This window comes from Parvimonas sp. C2 (assembly GCF_035282405.1).
In the GTDB taxonomy this organism is placed as follows: domain Bacteria; phylum Bacillota; class Clostridia; order Tissierellales; family Peptoniphilaceae; genus Parvimonas.
This window is the reverse complement of record NZ_JAYKBP010000002.1, coordinates 1-23,545: the sequence shown is the minus strand read 5'-3', so window position 1 is coordinate 23,545 and position 23,545 is coordinate 1. Positions and strand designations below refer to the sequence as shown.

General features: G+C 26.8%; 17 protein-coding genes and 1 rRNA gene. All 18 read left to right on the top strand.

Features of this window, described 5'->3' with window-relative positions:
* The first annotated feature begins 53 nt into the window (after positions 1-53).
* Positions 54-3,512 (top strand): PD-(D/E)XK nuclease family protein, encoded by a 3,459-nt coding sequence (locus VJI95_RS03020; RefSeq protein ID WP_324010201.1) that lies wholly within the window; start codon positions 54-56, stop codon positions 3,510-3,512.
* On the top strand, positions 3,512-7,297 hold the full coding sequence (gene addA / locus VJI95_RS03015; protein ID WP_324010200.1) for a helicase-exonuclease AddAB subunit AddA: 3,786 nt from the start codon (positions 3,512-3,514) through the stop codon (positions 7,295-7,297). Before VJI95_RS03020 ends, addA begins: the two co-directional genes overlap by 1 nt.
* A gap of 173 nt (positions 7,298-7,470) precedes the next feature.
* On the top strand, positions 7,471-9,159 hold the full coding sequence (locus VJI95_RS03010) for an ABC transporter ATP-binding protein (RefSeq protein ID WP_324010199.1): 1,689 nt from the start codon (positions 7,471-7,473) through the stop codon (positions 9,157-9,159).
* 64 nt (positions 9,160-9,223) lie between these two features.
* Entirely contained in the window at positions 9,224-10,843 is a 1,620-nt protein-coding gene (locus VJI95_RS03005; RefSeq protein WP_324010198.1) for an ATP-binding cassette domain-containing protein, read from the top strand.
* Positions 10,844-10,880: 37 nt separating this feature from the next.
* Positions 10,881-11,360, top strand: coding sequence for a hypothetical protein (locus tag VJI95_RS03000; RefSeq protein WP_324010197.1), 480 nt, complete (start codon positions 10,881-10,883; stop codon positions 11,358-11,360).
* 187 nt (positions 11,361-11,547) lie between these two features.
* Positions 11,548-11,805: a zinc-ribbon domain-containing protein gene (locus VJI95_RS02995; protein ID WP_323999790.1), complete on the top strand. Its 258-nt coding sequence runs from the start codon at positions 11,548-11,550 to the stop codon at positions 11,803-11,805.
* 302 nt (positions 11,806-12,107) lie between these two features.
* Positions 12,108-12,434, top strand: coding sequence for a hypothetical protein (locus VJI95_RS02990; RefSeq protein WP_324010196.1), 327 nt, complete (start codon positions 12,108-12,110; stop codon positions 12,432-12,434).
* Positions 12,424-13,464 (top strand): V-type ATPase subunit, encoded by a 1,041-nt coding sequence (locus VJI95_RS02985; protein WP_324010195.1) that lies wholly within the window; start codon positions 12,424-12,426, stop codon positions 13,462-13,464. The genes VJI95_RS02990 and VJI95_RS02985 overlap by 11 nt, the downstream gene beginning before the upstream one ends.
* Positions 13,465-13,484: 20 nt before the next feature.
* A complete protein-coding gene (locus tag VJI95_RS02980) occupies positions 13,485-15,467 on the top strand; it encodes a V-type ATP synthase subunit I (protein ID WP_324010194.1) in 1,983 nt (660 codons plus the stop codon).
* Between the two features lie 10 nt (positions 15,468-15,477).
* A complete protein-coding gene (locus tag VJI95_RS02975; RefSeq protein WP_269722888.1) occupies positions 15,478-15,900 on the top strand; it encodes an ATP synthase subunit C in 423 nt (140 codons plus the stop codon).
* A gap of 9 nt (positions 15,901-15,909) precedes the next feature.
* Complete coding sequence (locus tag VJI95_RS02970; RefSeq protein WP_009448490.1) at positions 15,910-16,218, top strand: V-type ATP synthase subunit F; 309 nt, start codon at positions 15,910-15,912, stop codon at positions 16,216-16,218.
* Between the two features lie 11 nt (positions 16,219-16,229).
* A complete protein-coding gene (locus VJI95_RS02965; RefSeq protein WP_323999785.1) occupies positions 16,230-16,832 on the top strand; it encodes a V-type ATP synthase subunit E in 603 nt (200 codons plus the stop codon).
* Between the two features lie 27 nt (positions 16,833-16,859).
* Complete coding sequence (locus VJI95_RS02960; RefSeq protein WP_324010193.1) at positions 16,860-18,635, top strand: V-type ATP synthase subunit A; 1,776 nt, start codon at positions 16,860-16,862, stop codon at positions 18,633-18,635.
* 9 nt (positions 18,636-18,644) lie between these two features.
* Positions 18,645-20,015: a V-type ATP synthase subunit B gene (locus VJI95_RS02955; protein ID WP_324010192.1), complete on the top strand. Its 1,371-nt coding sequence runs from the start codon at positions 18,645-18,647 to the stop codon at positions 20,013-20,015.
* 1 nt (position 20,016) lies between these two features.
* Positions 20,017-20,634 (top strand): V-type ATP synthase subunit D, encoded by a 618-nt coding sequence (locus VJI95_RS02950; protein WP_323999782.1) that lies wholly within the window; start codon positions 20,017-20,019, stop codon positions 20,632-20,634.
* An 89-nt stretch (positions 20,635-20,723) separates the two neighbouring features.
* Positions 20,724-21,524 (top strand): NAD(+)/NADH kinase, encoded by an 801-nt coding sequence (locus tag VJI95_RS02945; protein ID WP_323999781.1) that lies wholly within the window; start codon positions 20,724-20,726, stop codon positions 21,522-21,524.
* A gap of 242 nt (positions 21,525-21,766) precedes the next feature.
* Positions 21,767-22,231: a pyridoxamine 5'-phosphate oxidase family protein gene (locus VJI95_RS02940; RefSeq protein ID WP_324010191.1), complete on the top strand. Its 465-nt coding sequence runs from the start codon at positions 21,767-21,769 to the stop codon at positions 22,229-22,231.
* Between the two features lie 324 nt (positions 22,232-22,555).
* Positions 22,556-23,545, top strand: a 16S ribosomal RNA gene (locus tag VJI95_RS02935); the annotation flags it as partial.

Here is a 23,545-nt window from a genome sequence, read left to right as displayed (position 1 = left end):
GTTGTTTCAAAATATGATAAAATAATCATATCAGATTGAAAGAGGTAATTATTGTGGCAGTTGGATTTATAACAGGAAGATTTGGAGCGGATAGGACGGATAAGATTTTAGATCTTTGTTTTGAAGAGGCTAAAAGAGAAGATAAAAAGCCTATCTATATTTTAGTTCCGGAAAAATTTACATATGAAATGGAAAAAAGATTAAGTGAAAAGCTTGAAGATGAAAAAAATATTGATCCTAATTTTAGAATTAGAGTTGTAAGTTTTTCAACTTTAAGTAAAATTGTTTTTACCAATGTCGGTGGACTTAAGGAGAGAAGACTTACAACAAGTGCTAGAAGTCTTTTGACTTTTAAAGCTATGGATATGGTTTCAAAGGATTTAATTACATTTAAGTCCGATGATTTTAAAATGGGTTTTGTAAACAATATTATGGATATGATAATAGAGTTTAAACAAAATGATTTTTCAGTTTTGGATGTTTTTTCACTTACAGAAAATGTTAAAAATGAGTCTTTGAAATTTAAAATGCAAGATTTATATAATATTTATAAATCTTATGAAAATTTGATTGATAAAAAATACTCTGATACTGAAGATACTTTGAATATTTTTGCCGAAAAACTTGATGATTTTGAAAGTATCAAAGGAGCAACTATTTTTGTTGACGAATATATGGACTTTACACCTGCTCAATACTTGGTAATTGAAAAGTTAATCTATTTTTCAAAAAATATTTATTTTTCTCTTTTAACTGATTTTAAAAATTTACATTCAAAAATGAATATGTTTTTAAGAAGTAATTCAACAATCTTGAATATTAAAAATATTTGTGAAAAGTATAATATTCCATTGCTTGAAAATATTTCACTTTCAAATGAAAGCTACTATAATTCTAAAGATTTATCGTTTTTGGAAAAAAATATTGGTACTTTTTCTCCAAAACCATATTCTAAAGATTCTGAAAATATTAGACTTTTAAAATTTAAAAATATATATGATGAAGTTTCTTTTGTTGCAGAGGAAATTTCAAAATTAGTTAAAACTAAAGGCTATAGATATAATGATATAACTCTATGTATGAGAAGTTTAGACGAATATTCTTATATTATTGAAAGAGTTTTTGACGATTACAATATTGATTATTTCTTGGACGAAAAGATTTCAATTATGGAAAATCCAATTATTATTTTAATTTTATCCATTTTGGATATGAAGGATAAAAATTATTCCTATGATTCTGTTTTTAGATATTTGAAGAGCGGACTTACAGGGATACCGGATGAGGATATTTTCCTTTTGGAAAATTATGTAATTGCAAATGGTATAAAAGGTAATCGTTGGTTTTACGAATCTTGGAACAAGTCCATCATCCATAGTGTTGAGGAAGAAAGTGATGATGAAAAACTTGTAAAGATAAATGAGATAAAGAATATTGTAATATCTCCTATTAAAAACTTGCATGAAAAGTTAAAAGGGAGAAATACCGTAAAGGATATTTGTAAATATTTATATGAGTTTACTTTAGATATTGGACTTTTTGATAGAATTAATGAACTTGTAACGAATTTTCAAAATGAAGGAAATTTATATAAGGCGAAAGAGTATTCTCAAGTTTGGGGAAGTTTTACAGCTATTTTAGATGAAATGGTTGAATTTATGGGAGAGGACAAGATTGCCTACTCAAAATTTATAAATTTAATTAAAACTGAACTTGAAAATATTGAGCTTGGAATTGTACCGCCATCAAAGGATGAAGTCTTTATTACAACTGTTGACAGGATGAAAAAGCCTTCTACAAAAATAGCTTTTGTATTGGGCGTTAATGACGGAAATTTTCCGAAAAATATAGTAGATAATGATTTAATCAGCGAAAATGAAAAAGAAAGTTTAAAAACTTTGGGTTTTAATTTTTCCAATAACAATTTAATTAAAACTACAGATGAACAATTTTTAAGTTATAAGACTTTTAGTATTGCAAAAGAAAAATTGTATATAACTTTTCCTGTTTCCGATTTGGAGGGAAAGGGCCTTTTAGTTTCAAGATTTGTGAAAAAAATTAATTTCATTTTTGGAAATTTGGAAGTTGAAAGTATAGATTATTTAAAAGATTTTTCTATTATGGATATTTTTGAAACTTTTTCTAAAGAGAGATTATATCAAATCTTAGTTTCCAATATTGAGGCTTTAAATTCAAATAAATTGAGCGAAAATGATAAATTCAGTTTTAGAGAAATAATTGATTTCTTGATTGAGGATGAAGATTATAAATATAAAATTGAAATTTTAAAGGATAAATTAAATTACAAAAAAGAAATTGAAAATATAAAAGATTATACTTCATTTCTTTATGAAAGTGGAAATGTAAGCATTTCAAAACTTGAAAACTTTATGCGTTGCCCTTTTTCATATTTTATAAATTATGGACTTAGAGCAAAGGAAAGAGAAGTGTATGATTTTTCTCCTGCAGATTATGGAACTTATTGCCATAAGATTTTTGACGACTTTTTTAAGGGAGTTTTTGAAAATAATATTGATTGGAATATAATTGATAGAGAATTTATCAAAAGGGAAGTAGAAAAATTAACGGAAAAAATGTCTGAAAAGTCTAATTTTATTCTTGAAAGCTCTCCAAAATATAAATATTTTTCAACTATTACACAAAAAAATATTGTTGAAAGTATAGAAATTATGGCTGAACAGATAAGACGTGGAAATTTTATTCCTACCGGTTTTGAAACAGAATTTGGAGATGAGTCAGTAAAACCTATTACCTATACTTTAAAGAATGGAAAAGAGATTAAATTAGTTGGTAAGATTGACAGAATTGATGTTTTTAAAGGAGAAAATTTTGACTTTTTAAGAATTATTGATTATAAATCTTCGAAAAGAGATATTGACTTAAATCAAGTCTATGCAGGTCTTCAGCTACAACTTTTTGTCTATATGAATGCAATTTTATCTTCAAACAAAGAAAGATATAAACCTGCAGGATTATTTTATAGTGATTTCAATACAAATTTAGTTGGATTTGAAACTTATTCCAAAATGCTTGATATGAATGATGAAAGTTTTCATAGTGAAAAACTTAAGAAAAATAAACTTACAGGTTTTGTTATAAAGGATATGGAACTTTTGAAGAATTTGGATAGGACTTTGGATGCGGATAATTTGACTTCTGAAATACTACCTATTAAATTAAAATCAAAAGGACTGGAAATCGGTGCAAGTACATTGGGATTAACTACTGATGAATTTGATATTGTAAATGAATTTGTTTTAAATAAGACTAAGGATATCTGTGAAGAAATTTATGCAGGGAATATTGATATAAAACCTTTCAGATATAAAAATAAAAAGCCTTGTGATTATTGTAAATATAAATCCATTTGCAGATTTGATATTAAGCATAATAAATATAATAATATTAAGAACTTATTGACTAAAGATAAACCAAATGAGGTTTTTGAAAAAATGAATTCTGAAAATAAAGAGAAAAGAGGTGAGAAATAGTGAGTGAAGTAAAGTGGACTAAAGAGCAAAGACAGGTAATAGATAGTAGAAATACGAATTTACTTGTATCTGCTGCGGCAGGTTCGGGAAAAACAGCTGTACTTATCGAAAGAATTATAGAGCTTGTTTTAGATGAAAAAAATCCGATTGATATCAACAAATTACTTGTTGTAACTTTTACAAAATTAGCTGCATCTGAAATGAGAGAAAGAGTAAGTAAGGCTATTGAAAAAAAACTTGAAGAAAATCCGGAAAATGAACATCTTCAAAAACAATTACTGCTCCTTAGCGGTGCTGACATCACAACTATTGACTCTTTTTGTAAAGATGTTTTGATTTCTTATGCTCATTTGGTTAATTTAGACAGCAATATAAAAGTTATAGATCCAAGTGAAAATGAAGTTTTAGCCAAAGAAGTTATGGAAGAATTATTTGAAGAGCTTTATGAAAATAATGATGAGAGCTTTTTGAGACTAGTTGACTGGTATGCCAAGAAAAATACGGATGAAGGACTTTTACAACTTTTATTGAATGTAAATAATTTTGTGAATTCTCATCCTTTTCCAAAAATTTGGCTAAATGAAAAGGCAGAATTTTTTAATACGAGTACAAAGGATGATGATTTTTATTTAGAAAATTACATCTTGGATATTGCAAAAGATGTAGATATGGATTTGGAATTTTTTGAACTTAGTATTAAAAATAATTTGAAAAAAATAGAAAATTATCCTGAACTTGAAAAATATATAGATATTTATAATATTTTGTTGGATGCCTTATCTGTTGTAAAGGAAAGTTTAAAAAACTTTTTGAAGGATAATACAAAATTTGATGAGCTTAAAAAATCATCTTATGAATTTTTAAATTCAAATTTTGGAAGTTTTAGAATTTCAAAATGTGATGAAGAAGTAAAAGAGATATACAATAAAGTTAAAAAAGAATTGGATAATGTAAAGTCGGAAATTGCAGAATCACTTGGAGCTTTAAATTTAGATTTAGAAAATATAAAGAAAGAAAGTGATTTAATCTATCCTTATGTTCGTTCAATTTCCGATGTTGTAATTAAATTTAAGGAAAAATTTTGGGAGAGAAAACAAAAATTTAATTATGTAGATTTTGCAGATATTGAACATTTGGCATTAGAGATACTTGTAGATATTGATGAAGATGGAAATATTAAACCGTCAAAAACCGCTTTGGAATATCAAGAAAAATATGCTGAGGTTTTTATTGACGAATATCAAGACAGCAACCTAGTTCAAGAAATTCTTTTATCAGCAGTTGCAAAAGAAAATAACAGATTTATGGTTGGAGATGTTAAACAGAGTATTTATAGATTTAGACAGGCAGATCCGAGTATTTTTATGGAAAAATATGAAAATTATAATAGAATAGAGGATGATATTGACAGTTTTAATAAAAAAATAATGCTCTATGCGAATTTTAGAAGTCGAAAAGAAATCCTTGAGGGAACAAATCTAGTTTTTTCAAAAATAATGAAAAAAGAAACGGGAGAACTTGATTATACTATTGACGAAAGATTAAATCCTATGGCAAGTTTTAAAGAAATTGATGAAAATGTCGGGGGTGCGGTTGAAATTCTTTTAGTCGATGAAAAATCTGATGATGAGGACGAAGATGAGATAATTTTAACTGATGAATATTCAGAAGATTTTGAAGAGATGAAATCTTTTAAACTTGAATGTATAAAAATTGCAAATACAATCTACAATATGATGAACAATAAAGAAAATCCTTTTAAAGTTTATGATAAAAATTTGGATGATTATAGGAAAGTTGATTACAAAGATATTGTTATTTTGATGCGTTCTCCAAGCAGTAATACAAAAATTTTAGAAGAAGTATTTTTAGAATATAATATTCCAATATATGCAGAGAGTACAGGTGGATATTTTGACACTTTTGAAGTTGATACAATAATTAATTTGCTTAAAATTATAGATAATCCTATGCAGGATATTCCTTTAATTTCAGTAATGTATTCGCCAATTTATAATTTTACATCAACAGAATTAAGCCAAATAAGACTTGTAGATAGAGAACTTAAATTTTATGAGCTTTTAATGAAAATAATGGAAGATGAAGATATTGAAATTAGAGTAAATCTAAAGGAAAAAATTGCAAAATTTATTTCCGATTTAAAATTATTTATACAAAAAAAATCTTTAGTTTCAGCTGATGAGTTAATATGGTTTTTATATAAATATACAGGATACTATAATTATGTCGGACTTTTGGATATGGGAGAGCAGAGAAAAACAAATCTGATGTTACTTTTTGAAAAGGCTAAAAATTATGAAAAAAATTCTTATAAGGGATTGTTTAATTTTGTAAATTATATTCAAAAAATCAGTTTAAAAAGTGATGTTTCAGAGGCGAAATTAATTTCTGAAGATGCGAATGTAGTTAGAATAATGAGTATTCATAAGAGCAAAGGCTTGGAATTTCCTATTGTATTTCTCGCAAATACGAATAAGAAATTTAATTTCAGAGCTGACGACAGCAATTTAGTTTTACATCAAAAACTTGGTTTTGGTGCAGTTGTTTATGATATGGATAAAAAAACTTCTTTTAACAGCATTATGAAGAAAAAAATTGAAAAATTCAAAAAGAACGAACAAATTGCTGAAGAAATGAGACTTCTTTATGTTGCAATGACAAGAGCAAAGGAAAAACTTATAATAACCGGAAGAGTAAAAGATTATGAGAATTTAAGAGAAGAAATAAGCTCCGGAATTGATGAAAGAGGCAATATAAGTAATTATAAAATTCTAAAAATAAATAATTATCTTGATTGGATATTAAGTTCTATTGATAATCTTACAGTTTATGGAAAGAGTTTAAATTGTTTGGGAAGAGAAGAAAACTTTTTAGGAAATGAAGACTTGAAATTTCAATTAAATGTAAATACTAAAACAGAGGAATTTATAGAATATCAAAGAATTAAAGAAGAAATAAAAACAAATGAAATAATTTCTGACGAAGACGATATTGAAGTTAAACAAGAAATGCGAACTGTTAAACAATTTTTGGAAGATAGATTTAACAAAGAATATATTTATAAAAATGTTTTAAACAAGCCATCAAGCATTACTGTTTCTGAAATTAAAAAGATGATTCAGGAAGAAGATGAGGAAAAACATCAAAAATATTATAAAGAAAATTTTGTTTTAAAAACTCCGTCATTTATTCATCAAGGAGAGGAAAAAGTTGGATTTAATTCTGCAGAAAAAGGAACTATTTTCCATTTGGCAATGCAACTTCTAGACTTTTCAAAATTTGATACAGAAGATGTTTCAAAAATAAGAGAAGGAGTAAAGTTGCAAATAAATTCATTCGTTGAAAAAAATATTATGAGTTTGGACGAAGCAGAAACGATAAAAATAAATTGGATAGTAAAATTTATTCAGTCTGATATTTTTAAGGAAATTTATATTGCAAATAAATCTGAAAAATTATTTAAAGAAAAAGCCATTGACTATAATATAAAATTGAAAAATCTATTTAAAGATGAAAATATTGAAGAAGACGAAAAAATTATGGTAGTTGGAATAATTGACCTTTTCTTTGAAAATGAAAACGGGGAAATAATTTTATTGGATTATAAGACGGATTATGTAACAAAAGAAAATCTTGAAGAAGTAAAGTCAAGATATAAAGTCCAATTGGATTTGTATAAATCTGCAATTGAAGATATTTCCGGAAAAAAAGTTGCCAAAAAGGGATTATATCTATTTGGAATAAATGAATTTGTTGAAATTTAGCAAAAATCAAAGTCAAAACTTGACTTTGATTTTTTAATGAGATAAAATATAATTGCATATTAGAAATATGTAAAATTAGTTTAATTTCAGGAAAATATATTATATAGTTGAGAAAATAATTATAATATTTTACTTAAATATAATTATATGGAAATAGGGAGTTGGGAGAATTAATGAAGTCATTCATTCAAGTTTTTAAGAATTGTATCAATAAAAAAATAATTGTTATATTTGCTTCTTTGATTGTATCACTAGATAGATTAATTTTAATTTCAATATTTCCATTAATTATAACAATAAAGAGAAAAGAAGATATAATCGTTTTATTGTATATTTTATTGTTTTTTATTGTCGGAGAATTTTTTAATATTTTTGTAAATTACAGTTTGGAAAAGGATGGAGAAAAATATAAAAAAGTATTGAAATTAAATATGTTAAAATCTTTTGAAAATATTGAGCTTAAAGAATTTGAAAGTGTAAATTTTAAGAATAAAATATTTGTAATAAATAATTATATTGAAAATTATATAAAAATTTCTAAAGATTGCTATAAAACTCTTATAAATTTGTTTTTAGCTCTTTTTGTGTTGCTTATTATTTTTTATATTAATGTATATATGTTTATAACTTATTTATTCGTAATTGCTTTTATTTTGTATTTAAAAAATAATCAATTAAAAGCGTTTAAAGATATTTGGATTAAATATATGGAAAATTGTAAGGAACACAATATAATAAATAATATATTGATAGATAAAAAACATTCCAATGAAAGAAAAATATTTAATGTTTTTAATTTTTACAATAAGATATTTTTACATAAGTATGACGATGCTATTAATGAAAATTTAAATGATGCTAAAAATCGTCTGAAATTTGATTTTTTATATGAAGTTTCAAATTATTTTCTTGTATTATTTATGCTGATTGCAAGTTTATATTTATATAATTTGGGAAGCATTAATATTTCCTATTTTTACTTGTTAAATAGTGGATTAATTGTAATAACTGAAATAATTGGTACTGAATTAAATAAAATATCAGATTATTTTAATTTTATTAATGGTATTAATTTATATCACGAATTTATTACAAAGAAAAAATTATTAAAAAAAGATGTAAAATTAAGTAATTATAATATAGAATTTGATAGAGTTTTCTTTAGATATCCTAATTCAGATGAATATATAATTAAGAATTTTTCATTTACCTTTGAGTTTGGAAAGAATTATTCAATTTTAGGTAGAAATGGTTCAGGAAAAAGCACTTTAATTAAGTTGCTATTAGGATTGTATAGAGTTGAAAAAGGTAATATAAGAATAGGTGGTGTTGATATAAATGATATATCATTAGAACAGAAGTCAAAGATATTTTCTGTGCTTTTTCAACATCCTAAAAAGTATCCATTTACTATTTTTGAAAATATAACTTTAGAAGAATCTCAAAAAGGAGATTTAGACATAGATAAGAGTATTGTTGAATTTGTTGAAAATTTTAATGATGGAATAGATTCATACACCAGTATTAATTACAAGAATAATGTTAATCTTTCAGGTGGTCAGTGGAAAAATATATTTTTTAATAGAGTTTTTTTGAGAAAATCAAAAGTTTTTATTTTTGATGAACCTACTTCTAATTTAGATCCTTTTTTAGAATTAGAATATTATAAAAATATACAAGATAAAATTTCTGGAAGCTTAAATATATTTATTTCTCATAGACTTGGAATTGTTAAATATACTGATATAATTTTATTGATTGAAGATGGAAATTTGATTGAATCGGGAACACATAATGAATTAATTTCTTATGGAGGAAAATATTTTGAAATGTATGAAATTCAAAAATCAATTTTTGACTAATATAAAGATGATATCTAGGTGTATTAATCTATTTTATAGTACATATAGAAAAGAGTTATTTATTATGATATTAGTTACAATAATAACCGCTTTGACTTATATGTTTGGTATGATTTATACTAGAGAATTTTTTAAAGGGATAGTTATTTTTAAAAATGAGGATTTTAATATTTTTTTTAAGAATATTGTGTTTTCATTTCTTCCATATGTTACATTTTTATTTATAATAGCTATAAAGAAAATTTACTTTGATAGATACTATATACAATATATCTTAATTCCAAATTTTGAAAAAATTTTAAAAACAAAAATTCAAAAAAAGTGCTCTGAAATTGAAATTATAGACTATGAAAAAAATAATATAAATGAAAAAATTCATGAAGCAACAGTTTGTAGCACAAATATATTTAGACTTGTAGAGACTGTTATTTCATACTTTGGTTTAATTTTGAATATTGTATTAATTTCAAATTTTATTATTTTTATTAATATAAAATATCTATTTTTTTTGATACTAATATTATTTCCTTTAATTTTAGAAAATTATTTTAAAGGAAGATACATTACTAAATATCGTTTAGACTTGAACTTATATGAAAGAAGAGAAAAAGAGATTGAGAATTGTATTTTAGAAGATTCAACTTATGCAGAATTTAAAATATATAATACTTTAGATTTTGTTTTAAAAAAATTAAATAAGGTATTTAATGAACACAATAAGAAGTTTTCTATTTTGAATAAAAAGATATATATCATAGAATTAATTTCGAAATTATTAATATATTTAGGAAAAATATCAATATATCTACTGGCTACATTCGATTATATAAATACCAATGATATCGGTAATTTGATTATCGTTATAGTGGGTGTAAATATAATTTCAAAATTTATTGAAGAAATTTTTTCGCTACAAGGATATATTATGATGTTCTCAAAATTATCTGTACCATACTTTGAATTTATGAGCTTAGAATTTGAAAAAGAAATCTTTCATAATGATAATTCTGTAGAATTATCTAATTTGAAGTTCAAATATCCAAATGCTAAAAATTATTGTTTAAAAAATATAAATTTGAAGATAAATAGAGGAGAGATTATTGCTATAGTTGGCAAAAATGGTTCTGGGAAAAGTACTCTGGCAAAGATTTTACTTGGATTATATAAGCCAAGTGAGTCCGAATCTAACAAATTAATTGCAAAAAATTCAGTTGTCTTTCAAGATTTTTGCAAATATCCTTTAGATGTTAGAAATAATATTGAGCTAGGCAGTGAATCTAGTGCGGATTCTTTTGCTATTATGAAATCAATGGGATTTAAAAGTGAATATTACGAAAAACTATTAAGAAAAGAAATAGGAGGACTGGAACTATCAGGAGGACAGTGGCAAAAACTTGCTATTTGTAGAGGAATTTATAAAGATAGTAATTTTTTAGTTTTAGACGAACCAACAGCAGAAATAGACCCTATTTTTGAAAAAGACATTTACGATATTTTTAAAAAAATTTTATCTGACAAAACAGGTGTAATTATAACTCATAGATTGGGTAGCATAAAATTTTCAGATAAGATTTTAATATTAGATGAAGGAGAAATTTTAGCTTATGATACTCATATCAATTTATTAAAAAATTGCGATTATTATAAGAAAATGTGGGATGCACAAAAGCAAAATTATTTATAATTAATATCTTATATACTTTAAAGGAGAAGTTTCATTTATGAAAAATAAAAAAATTTTAAAGATTATATCAATCATTTTAGCTATAGTATGTATAATATTTTTATCAGTATTTTTAAGATATAAATATGAATTACATTCTTTAAAAAATGAAATTGTAAATAATAAAGTAATTAAAGTATATTTTGAGGGAAGTGGATATACAGCAAATATAGAGTCTGATGAGGATAAAAAAGAGTTTTTTAATCTAATTTCTGATTGTAAATTTAGATTTAAAATTACAATGGAAGATACAGAAAAATCTTCGCCTTCTGTAGAAACTGAATTTAATGGAAATGAGATATTTCTTTTCGTGTTTTCTAAAACTTCAAGGATTGATTTTAATCTTAAAAATAAATATTATTTGCTTAACTATAAGAGAAAAGATATTTCTGAAAAGAGTTTAATTAAATTATATGAAAAATTTTGTAAAAATTATAAAGAAGACAGTAATTATAAGAAGTTAAAACAAAGAAACTAGTGTTTTTTTAAATTGTAAAAAATTTTATTTGAGTGCTTGATTTTATAAAAACATAGGTGTATAATATATATGTTTTCAAGGCGAATGAAAATAATTCTTGAAAAGTATATTATAATTTTAGCAATGAACTTTTAGTTTGAGGCATGATAAAAATACTGGATATAAAATTTGGTATTTAGGAGGAAGAATGATAATATTATACGGAACAAAGGTAAAGAGTAAAGAAATAGGACAAACTAAAGAAGTATGTAGTTGTGGTCATTGTAATAACACTTCAATATGGACGCTTTATAATAATAGAAGATGGTTTACACTATTTTTTATTCCAATTTTTCCGTTATCATCAACGAAGTTTTTGGAATGTCCAGTTTGTGGATGGGGAATAAAAGTAGATAATAAAAATTCCGATTTAATAATGCCCTTAGTAGAGTTTTATGATAAATAATTGTATGCTAAATTATATTTTAAATAAATAGAGTAAAGAATAACTGATTGAACAATTAAAATTTTTATATTGATAATTGTTGATTATGGCGAGATGAAGTCTATTTTATATGAACTTATTGTAAATTAAATTTAAATATTATATTAGAGAATAAAATTTCAAAATTGTTTACAATAATTGAGCTTGCCATTATGTGAACAATTTTCTAATTTTTTATCGCAAAATTGGAAGTGCATTTTTACGAATGCGCTTTTGTTTTGGAGAAAATTTAATAATTTAAAATTTTTAGAAAGGAGGCATTTATGGAAAGTTTTATAAAAAATATATTTGATATTGATAAAGGTGCTGAGGATTATCAACAAAGATTAGAAGTTGAGAAACAAAGATTACTTAAAGATAGAAAAGAAAAGATGAAAGTTATAGATGATGAATATAATAAAGTATTGGAAGAAGAACAAGAAAATCTTAAATTACATCTTTCTTCAATAGAGAGTGAAGATAAGGATAAATTAGTGGAATATAGTAAAAAGGCTGAAACTATAAAGAATATTTTTGAAGATAAAAAAGAAATCTTAATCAAAAATTTTGCTGATTCTCTTTTAGAAAGCGGTGAGTTTTATGGGGAATAATTTTCATTCAATTAATGCAAAAATCGGAGTTTTAAGAAAGGGAATTTTAAAAGAATCTGATTATGATAAAATTTTATCTTTTGAACAAAGGCATGAAATAGTTGATTATTTAAAGAATAATATATTATATAAATATGAGATTCCTTTGTATGAAGAAAGATCTATGAGAAATAGATACGATACAGAATTTATGCTCAATAAGATTGAAGCTGATTTACTTGGCAGATTAAAATTTTTCCTCTTTGGTGAGGATAAAAAGATTATGGAAGTTATGCTTATGAAGTATGAATTTAAAGATTTAAAAATAATTCTTAGAAGCATTGTTGAAAATGAAAAGATAGACTTGGAAAGAGATACAATAATGTATAGGAAAAATAAACATATTGATTATTCTAAACTAGTAAATTGTGAAACTTTTAATCAGGCTTTAGATGTTTTGAAAGGTACAGTTTATAAAAAGGCAATTGCTTCTCTTACTGATGAAGATATATTTAGACTTCATTTTCATGTTGAAATGAAATTAGATAGTTTATATTTTCAATCAATGAAAAATGCTATTGATAAATTATCAAAGTCGAGTCAGGCTATTTTTAATGATTATTTTTCTACTTTAATAGATACAATCAATCTTCAATGGATAATCAGAGCTAAAAAATATTATGATTTACCGAATGAGGAAATTTACAGTTATAGTTTACGATATGGGAAATATATTAAGGGTGATTTTTTAAAGGACCTGATATATAGCGACAGTGTTGAGGTTATTGTTGAGAAGATAAAGAAAACCAAATTAAGACATACTCTTGAAGATGCAAATGGAAATACTATTGTTTCAAATAGAAATATTAACGAATATGTTTATCTTAGCCATTTAAAGAAACTTAAAGACTATGATAATTCAATTTCTACTTTACTCAAGTTTATTATTCAGTTGAATATTCAAAATGAAAATTTAATTAGAATAGCAGAAGCGAATAAGTATAAACTTAGTAAAAGTGAAGTAAAAGAATATTTAATTAATATTCATTGATTTAGTTAGGGGGTGCTAAATTGGCCGTCGAAAAAATGAAAATGATGAATCTCGTTGCTTTAAAACAGGATGCTCACAGTATTCTTAGAGAAATTGTTTTGAATGGCTCGATTCATATTACAAATGCTGGAAATTCAGAAAATTTCACAATGAAGTATATGGATTCTCAAATAGGAATTTTTAATGATATGGGTGTGGAAGTTGATAAGATAAGACCATATCATAGAGAAAAAGTTTTTAAAAAGAGAAAGTATAAAGAACTTTTAGATCAGATGTTTGCCTTCTTTAACATTAAAGAAGAAGATGTTACTTTAAATGATTTACAAAATTTAAATTATAGTGAAAAGCTTAAAATATTAGAGGATATATCTGTGAAATCTTCTTCAATAAAAACTAGGGAAGATGAGAATAGGAAAAAGAGAGCAGAAATTAAAATTTTATTAAATGCTGTTGAATATTTTTCCGATAGTGATATGAAAATATCTGAGTTTTATAATTTAAAACATATTAATTTTGATATGGGAGAAATTTCAAAGAATTCTTGGATAAAATTAAAGGCAAATTATGAAAATATTAAGGGAATAGTTGTGCATTTAGGAACTAGTAGTTATGGCGAAACTGTCATAATCTTTACTCCTTCTGTTTATGCTAAAGATACAAAATATTTTATTCGTTCTTTGTCCTTTGATAGAATTGAGCTTCCTAATTTAGATATTTCTTTTAAGGATTTTATAAAGAATAAAAATGCTGAATTGGAAAGTTTAGAAAGAGAACAAGATGAAATTTTAAAGGAAAAAGCTGAATTTAAGGATAAATATTTACAAGAAATTTTAGGTTTCTATTATAGATATAAAATTATTGAAAAGATTGAAGAACTTGAAGGACATATTGCAGAAAGTAAAAATTTTATTTTATTAAGTGCTTTTGTTCCTGAATCTAAAGTTGAAAGTATAAAGAATTCAGTAGAAAAAGTTTCAGAAAGTGCTTTGATATATTTTGAAGATGACAATGAAATTCCTTCAAAATTTAAAATACCTACAAAGTTAAAAAATAATTTTATTTTAAGACCTTTTGAAGCTTTGGTAAAGATGTATTCAATTCCAGATTATAAAGAAACGGATCCGACACCTTTTTTTGCTATAACATATTTACTTTTATTCGGAATGATGTTTGGAGATGTAGGACAGGGTTTAATTTTTGTAATAGCAGGAATGTTATTTTCAAAAAAGCTTGGTGTTATTGCTAAAATTATTCAAAGAATTGGATTTTCATCAATGTTTTTCGGATTTGTATATGGAAGTGTTTTTGGAATTGAAGAATTAATTCCAGCTTTAATTATAAGGCCGATGAATGATATTAACACAATACTTGTCGCAACAATTGGACTTGGTATTTTAATGATATTAATTGCATATTTTATCAATTTTAGAAACTTAAAGATGAGAAAAGAATTTGGAAAATTATTTTTAGATAAAAATGGTTTATCAGGATTTTTATTCTATATCTCATTTATAGTAATTGTTTTAAATACTGTTTTGTTAAAAAATTATGTAAGTGTAAATGTATCTTCAATGATTACAATAGTAAGTGTTGTAGTTTTGGTTGTAACTTCAACATTGATGTTTATGAAGCCAAAACTGGTTCCGATAATTAGTAAGACAGAAGAAAAGGAAGAATTTTCTCCTGTTGAAAGTGGTTTTGAAATGTTTGAAACTGTTATGGGATTCTTTTCCAATACTCTTTCTTTTATTAGAGTTGGAGCTTTTGCGATTAACCACGTCGGACTTTTTATGGCATTTCACGCTTTAGGACAAATGCTGGGTTCAAGTATTGGAAATATATTTATGATTGTTTTAGGAAATATATTTATTGTTTGTCTTGAAGGACTAATAGTTTTCATTCAAGCAATAAGATTGGAATATTATGAATTATTCAGTAAATATTTTAATGGCGAAGGAATTAATTATGAACCATTAAAGGTAGATTTAAAAGAAGAAATTTAGGAGGAAAATTATGAAAATTACTTTATTATTAATAACATTAGGAATAGGAACAACTATTTTAACAGGTATATCTTATTTAAGAAAAGGAAAGAAAACAACAAAATCAGGATTAAAAAAGGCAATAGCTATTAATGTCATTTCAATTTTAGCTTTATTTTTAATGGGACTTGTTCCAGATATTGCATTTGCAGCTGAAACTACACAAAGTACAGCAAGTTCAGCAAGTGGAATGGGATATTTAGCAGCTGCTTTATCAACTGGTCTTGCAGCAATTGGTACTGGAATAGGTGTTGGTCAAGCTGGTTCAGCAGCAATTGGTGCCGTTTCAGAAGATTCTTCAATTTTAGGTAAAACACTTATTATTCTTGGACTTGCAGAAGGTATTGCTATTTACGGACTTATAATTTCAATTATGATTTTACAAAGAGTTTAGGAGAATTCTATGATAAGTTATCTTATATCTGATAATACAGATACACTTGTAGGAATGAGATTAGCTGGTATAACTGGAGTTGTTTTAAAGACTAGAGAAGAGGCGTTGGAAGAATTTAATGATTGTCTAAATAATAAGGAAATTGGAATTTTAATTTTAACTGAAAATATTTTTAATCTTATTAGTGAAGAGGTTATGGCAGTTAAGTTGAAAAATATTTTTCCACTTATAGTTGAGATACCAGATAGAACAGGTTTGAAAAGAGATCCAAATTTCATTACAAACTATATAAATGAATCAATAGGAATTAATATTTAAGGAGAAATCTTATGATAACAATTGAAGATAAGATAGAGTCATTTAAAAGAATACTAAATGAAGAAATTGACGAAAAGTATGATGAAGAGTTGAAAAAAATTGCTTCGGAAACTGAAAGATTAATGACAGAATATAAAGCTAAAAAATACGAAGAAATTGAAAAATTAAAGAGAGAATATAGGACAAAACTTGATAATAAGTCAGATAAAATTCGTTCAAAAACTTTAAAAGAAGGACAAGATATCATTTTAAATACTAATAAAGAAATTTATGATGAATTTTTTAAAGCTCTTAAAGAAGAATTGAATAACTCATATATGACTGAAAAAGGTGTATCATATTTAAAAAATACTTTAAAAAATGTAAAATCAGAAATAAATTCTAATGATATTATTTATGTTTATGAAAAAAGTTTTGAAAGAGATAATGAAATAATAAAAAATGTCTTAGGAGATATCAAGGTTGAAAAAAGTCTTGATATAAAAGTTGGAGGTTTTGAAATAGAAAATGTGGAAAGAACTTATAGATTAAACTATTCTCTTGATTTTCTATTAACAACAAAATACCAAAAGATTTTAGCAAAGTTAAAAAAAGAAATTGGAATAAACAATTAATTAATAATTGTAATGAGGAGAAAGGTAATGCGTAATATACCTAAAATAATTGATATAAATGGTCCTGTTGTTAAAGCAGACTGTATGGAAATTTACAAGGTTAGAGATATGGTTTTGGTTGGGGATAAAAAATTAATCGGAGAAATCATATCTATTGATGAAGATGTAGCGACTATACAAGTTTATGAAGAAACACAAGGGCTAAAAGTTGGAGAAACTATAGAAAGTACAAATGTTCCACTATCAGTAACATTAGGTCCTGGAATTATAGGAAATATATTTGACGGTATTCAAAGACCGCTTGAAAAAATATATTCAATGACAGGAGAATTTATTGCAGAGGGGATTGGTCTTGTTTCTATTGATAAAGAAAAGGAATGGGATGTTGAAATTCTTGTTAAAGTTGGTGATAAATTATCTGCAGGAGAAATTTTTGCAACGACTCAAGAAACCAGTTTTATTGAACATAAAATTTTAGTTCCACCAACTGTTAGTGGTGAAGTAATTGAAACTTTACCATCAGGAAAATATAATTTAGAAGCTGATTTAGTAACAATAAAAGATGAAGATGGAAAAATTCATAAATTAAAAATGTATCACAAATGGCCTGTAAGAATTCCACGTCCAACGAATGTAAGAATGCCGATATCAAAACCTTTGATTACAGGACAAAGAGTGCTTGATGTTTTCTTCCCAATAGCAAAAGGAGGAACTTCAGCACTTCCGGGTGGATTCGGTACAGGAAAAACTATGACTCAACATCAGCTTGCAAAATGGTCTGATGCTGATATTATAGTTTATATCGGTTGTGGAGAACGTGGTAATGAAATGACAGATGTTCTTGAAGAATTTCCAAAGTTAATCGATCCAAGAACTTCAAAACCGCTTATGGAAAGAACAATTTTAATAGCAAATACTTCAAATATGCCGGTTGCTGCCCGTGAAGCTTCAATCTATACTGGAATAACTATTGCAGAGTATTATAGAGATATGGGTTACCATGTTGCAATAATGGCTGACTCTACTTCAAGATGGGCAGAAGCGTTAAGAGAAATTTCAGGAAGACTTGAAGAAATGCCCGCAGAAGAAGGCTATCCTGCATATCTTCCTTCAAGAATTGCACAATTTTATGAAAGAGCAGGTTATGTAGAAACTCTTTCCAAAAAAGAGGGGTCAATTACTGTAATTGGTGCTGTTTCTCCACCTGGTGGAGATTTCTCTGAACCAGTAACTGAAAATACTAAAAGATTTGTTTCAGCTTTTATAGGTTTGGATAAGAATTTAGCATATATAAGACACTATCCTGCTGTAAACTATCTTACAAGTTATAGTGGTTATACTACATTGATTAAAGAATACTATGATGAAAATGTATCTCCTGAACTTTTAAAATTAAGAGCAAAGATGATGGAACTTCTTTCAGAAGATAATAAATTGAATCAAATTGTTCAATTAGTTGGAGAAGATGTTTTACCAAATGATCAAAGAATTGTTATAGAAATTGCAAAAGTTTTGAAAAAGGGATTTTTACAACAAAATGCAATGCATGAAACAGATAGTTATGTTCCCTTGAAAAAACAATTTGCAATGTTAAAAGTAATAGATAATTTATATATGAATTGTACTTTAGCTGTAAAACAACAAGTTGCCCTTACTCGTATAAAAAATGATGATTTATTTGAAGAAGTTATTAAGATGAAATATAATATTCCAAATGAAAACTATGATGAAGCATTTGAAAAGTTAAATGCAAAAATCAATAGCTATTATACTGCTTTGATAGACGAAAATCAGGGAGAGTAGGTGATAATTATGCAAAGACAATATTTAAAACTAGAAAAAATAGATGGACCTTTGATTGTGCTTAAAGGTGTAGATAATGTCAGCTATGACGAAATGATGGATATAGTAATAGATGGAAGTGAAAGAAGAAGAGCCAAGGTTGTTAGAATTCAAGGAGATAAGGTAATTGCTCAAGTTTTTGAAGGCACAACCGGAATTTCAACACAAAATTCTGCTGTTACTTTCACAGGAACTCCACTTGAAATTTGTCTTAGTAAAGATATTTTAGGAAGAACTTTTAATGGTGTAGGAGAACCGATTGACAATGGAGATTATATTATTTCAGAGAAAAAATATAATGTAAATGGAAGACCTATGAATCCTGTTGCAAGAGAATATCCGAGAGATTATTTGGAAACTGGAATTTCTGCAATTGATACCCTTACTACTTTAATTAGGGGACAAAAACTTCCAATATTTTCATCAAATGGTTTGACACATAATGCATTGGCGGCTCAAATAGTTAGACAATCTAAATTAAAAAATTCTGACGATAAATTTGCAATAGTATTTGCAGGAATGGGAATTAAATATGATGATTATGAGTTCTTTAAAAGTGCTTTTGAAGAATCAGGAGCATCTTCTAGAGTTGTTTCATATATAAATCTTGCTGATGCACCAATTGTTGAAAGGATTTCAACACCTAGAACTGCATTAACTGCTGCAGAATATCTTGCATTTGAAGAAGGAATGCATATTTTAGTAGTTATGACTGATATTACAAGTTATGCAGAGGCTTTAAGAGAAATTTCTTCTGCAAGAGAAGAAGTTCCTAGTAGAAAGGGATACCCTGGATATTTGTATTCAGATCTTTCTACCTTATATGAAAGAGCCGGAATGGTAAAGGGAAAGAAAGGTTCAATTACATTAATTCCTATTTTAACTATGCCTAATGATGATATAACACATCCAATCCCTGACCTTACAGGTTTTATTACTGAAGGACAAATAGTTTTATCAAGGGAATTATTCCAAAAGAATATTTATCCACCTGTTAATATTTTGCCTTCATTGTCAAGACTTATGAAAGATGGTATTGGAGATGGATATACAAGAGAAGATCATGATCAAGTACAATCTCAGTTATTCGCTCTTTATTCAAAGGTTATAGAAGTTCGTTCGCTATCACAAATAATTGGGGAAGATGATTTAACAGAAATAGATAAAATTTATATGGAATTCGGTAGGGAGTTTGAACAAAACTTTTTAAACCAAAACTTTGATGAATCCAGAACAATTGAAGAATCACTTGATATTGCTTGGGGTTTATTCAAACTATTCCCTAAAATTGAATTGGATAGATTGGAAAGTAAATATATAGAAAAATATGGAAGGTGGTAATATGATTCAAAATATTGCTCCTACGAAATCAAATCTATTAAAAATTAAAGACGATTTAAAATTATCTAAAGTAGGATATAATCTAATAGATAAAAAAAGAACCGTACTTATAAAAGAAATGATGCAACAAATTGAAAATGCAAAGGAAATTCAAGAAGATGTAAAAGTACTATTTGAAAGAGCTTATTCTATTTTGCAAGAGGCAAATATAACTATGGGGGTTATGAATGTGCAAGACATTTCACTATCAATAGATAAGTCTGAAAATTTTGAAATTTCTTATAAATCTATTATGGGACTTGATGTTCCGAGTGTAAAATACGAGCATGGAACTTTAAGACCACATTATGGGATGTATATGACAAGCCCGGCAATTGATGAAGCCATAAAAATATTTCAAAAAATTAAAAGACTTGTATATAGACTTGCAGAAACTGAAAATACAGTTTATAAACTATCTATAGAAATAAAAAAGAATCAAAAAAGGGCAAATGCTTTAGATAAAATTCAAATTCCGAATCTTGAAGAAACCGAAAAATATATTTCAGAAGTTCTTGAAGAAAAAGAAAGAGAAGATTTTTATAGATTAAAAAAGATTAAGAAAAAGAAAAATGTGTAGTATTTAAGGAGCAAAAGCTCCTTTTTTCTTGCTTATATATGTTTAATGTGTTAAAATAAATTTGATAGATTAAAATAAAAGGTGAAATTATGAAAAGATTAATTAATATTTTTTTTAATGATAATATAAAATCCCTAGAAGCTTTTATCAAGACGAAAGAATTGTTTGAAAAAAGAGGCTTTGAAATTTCTGAAACATTTAAAGAAGAGGCTGAATTAAGTATCTGTATAGGTGGAGATGGAGCCTTTATAAGAGGTGTACATAATTCTGACTTTCCTAAAGTTCCATTTGTTGGAATAAATACAGGGACACTTGGTTTTTTTCAAGAAATTAGTTTTGATAAAATTGAAAAATTTATAGATGATTATATAGAAGAAAAATATACTGTTGATAAAATTAGATTATTGGAATGTGATTTAAAAACAAATGATATTGTATTTTCAAATAAATGTCTAAATGATTTTGTTATTAAGTCAAATAGTTCAGAAATAATTCATTTAGATGTTTATATAGACGACAATCATCTTGAAACTTTTGCAGGAGATGGTTTAATAATCTCAACTCCTTCAGGGAGTACTGCTTACAATATGTCTGCAGGTGGAAGTATTATGCATCCATCCTTAAGAGGATTTCAACTAACACCATTAGCTCCAATCTTTTCCAAAGTTTATAGGACTATTTCAAATTCTTTGGTAATTCCTGATACGTCTACTCTAAAAATAGTTCCGTTAGAAAATCAACATAAAAAAATTAGTTTTGTTGCTGATGGAATAGAGAAAGACTATACAGATGTATCATATTTTGAGTTTAAAAAATCAAGATTTAAGTTATATAAATTAGTATTCAACGAAAACTGGTACTGGATAAATATGAAAGATAAGTTCTTATAAGAAAATCTTATAATAGACTTGTTATTCATAAAAAATTAATATAAGAAAAATGTTGAAATAATATATAAATGTGATATAATGGAATTAGATATAAAGCGTAAATAAATACAAGTATTATATGATTATATAATAATGAGTTTATTTAGTTGCTTTTTCATATAATGTTCCGATATAAAACAGAGAAGATGAGCAATTTGAAGCTTGTCTTTTTTGTTATAAAAAATATTAGAAGGAGAAAAATTATGGAAATGAGAAGAAAGGATAGAGAACTAAGTGTAGAAGAGGGAAAAGAATTACTAAAAAACGGAGAATATGGAATTCTTTCAACATCTGATAGTTGTAATCAACCTTATGGAATACCGTTGAGTTATGCATATTGTAATGATGTTATATACATTCATTGTACAAACCAAGGTGGACATAAATTAAAAAATATAGAAGAAAATTCTAAAATTTCTTTTACAGTGGTAGATAAAGTTGAGAGATTACCAAACCAATTTTCGACAAAATATATGTCTGTAATTGTATTTGGAAGAATTTCTATAGTTGATGATGAGGAAAAAAATAAGGGTATTCAGTCAATCTTGTTTAAATATTCTCCTGATTTTATAGAGTCAGGAATGAAATATATTGAAAAAAGCATTGATAAAATTTATATATTGAAAATAAATATAGATAAAATTTCAGTAAAAGGGAGAAAAAAATAATAATATTGTAAAAACTTATAAAAAAACTTATAAAAAAATTAAAAAAATTTTTAAAAAATCAAAAAAAGGTATTGACTGAAAGGGAAAAGGCTGATATAATGTTAAGGCACTTAAGAAGTGATATAATAAGATATCAAAAAAGAAGTTTGAAAGCATAAAAAGATAAAAAAAAGTGTTGACAGACAAAAACAAAAGTGATATAATATTATGGTCGCAACAAAAGTGACATGAACCAAGAAAAGTAAACAGTGATAAAAACTTTGAGAGTACAAAGAAAAACAATAATTTAGGTGTAACAAAAAGTCAGCGAGAGCAGACGAACTTTTAATAGAGAGTTTGATCCTGGCTCAGGACGAACGCTGGCGGCGTGCTTAACACATGCAAGTCGAACGTGATTTTTATGGAAAGCCCTTCGGGGATGGAAATTAAATGAAAGTGGCGAACGGGTGAGTAACACGTGAGCAACCTACCTTACACAGGGGGATAGCCGTTGGAAACGACGATTAATACCACATGAGACCACTAAGACACATGTTTTGGAGGTAAAAGATTTATCGGTGTAAGATGGGCTCGCGTCTGATTAGCTAGTTGGAAGGGTAAAGGCCTACCAAGGCGACGATCAGTAGCCGGTCTGAGAGGATGAACGGCCACATTGGAACTGAGACACGGTCCAAACTCCTACGGGAGGCAGCAGTGGGGAATATTGCACAATGGGGGGAACCCTGATGCAGCGACGCCGCGTGAGCGAAGAAGGTTTTCGAATCGTAAAGCTCTGTCCTATGAGAAGATAATGACGGTATCATAGGAGGAAGCCCCGGCTAAATACGTGCCAGCAGCCGCGGTAATACGTATGGGGCGAGCGTTGTCCGGAATTATTGGGCGTAAAGGGTACGTAGGCGGCCTTTTAAGTCAGGTGTGAAAGCGTGAGGCTTAACCTCATTAAGCACTTGAAACTGGAAGGCTTGAGTGAAGGAGAGGAAAGTGGAATTCCTAGTGTAGCGGTGAAATGCGTAGATATTAGGAGGAATACCGGTGGCGAAGGCGACTTTCTGGACTTTTACTGACGCTCAGGTACGAAAGCGTGGGGAGCAAACAGGATTAGATACCCTGGTAGTCCACGCCGTAAACGATGAATGCTAGGTGTTGGGAGTCAAATCTCGGTGCCGAAGTTAACACATTAAGCATTCCGCCTGGGGAGTACGGTGGCAACACTGAAACTCAAAGGAATTGACGGGGACCCGCACAAGCAGCGGAGCATGTGGTTTAATTCGAAGCAACGCGAAGAACCTTACCAAGGCTTGACATATAGTTGAG

Bases quoted from the DNA above. Each gene is read 5' to 3' on its own strand.
- VJI95_RS03010 (WP_324010199.1), top strand. From the start codon at position 7,471: ATGAAGTCATTCATTCAAGTTTTTAAGAATTGTATCAATAAAAAAATA.
- VJI95_RS03005 (WP_324010198.1), top strand. From the start codon at position 9,224: ATGATATTAGTTACAATAATAACCGCTTTGACTTATATGTTTGGTATG.
- VJI95_RS03000 (WP_324010197.1), top strand. From the start codon at position 10,881: ATGAAAAATAAAAAAATTTTAAAGATTATATCAATCATTTTAGCTATA.
- VJI95_RS02995 (WP_323999790.1), top strand. From the start codon at position 11,548: ATGATAATATTATACGGAACAAAGGTAAAGAGTAAAGAAATAGGACAA.
- VJI95_RS02990 (WP_324010196.1), top strand. From the start codon at position 12,108: ATGGAAAGTTTTATAAAAAATATATTTGATATTGATAAAGGTGCTGAG.
- VJI95_RS02985 (WP_324010195.1), top strand. From the start codon at position 12,424: ATGGGGAATAATTTTCATTCAATTAATGCAAAAATCGGAGTTTTAAGA.
- VJI95_RS02975 (WP_269722888.1), top strand. From the start codon at position 15,478: ATGAAAATTACTTTATTATTAATAACATTAGGAATAGGAACAACTATT.
- VJI95_RS02970 (WP_009448490.1), top strand. From the start codon at position 15,910: ATGATAAGTTATCTTATATCTGATAATACAGATACACTTGTAGGAATG.
- VJI95_RS02965 (WP_323999785.1), top strand. From the start codon at position 16,230: ATGATAACAATTGAAGATAAGATAGAGTCATTTAAAAGAATACTAAAT.
- VJI95_RS02960 (WP_324010193.1), top strand. From the start codon at position 16,860: ATGCGTAATATACCTAAAATAATTGATATAAATGGTCCTGTTGTTAAA.
- VJI95_RS02955 (WP_324010192.1), top strand. From the start codon at position 18,645: ATGCAAAGACAATATTTAAAACTAGAAAAAATAGATGGACCTTTGATT.
- VJI95_RS02950 (WP_323999782.1), top strand. From the start codon at position 20,017: ATGATTCAAAATATTGCTCCTACGAAATCAAATCTATTAAAAATTAAA.
- VJI95_RS02945 (WP_323999781.1), top strand. From the start codon at position 20,724: ATGAAAAGATTAATTAATATTTTTTTTAATGATAATATAAAATCCCTA.
- VJI95_RS02940 (WP_324010191.1), top strand. From the start codon at position 21,767: ATGGAAATGAGAAGAAAGGATAGAGAACTAAGTGTAGAAGAGGGAAAA.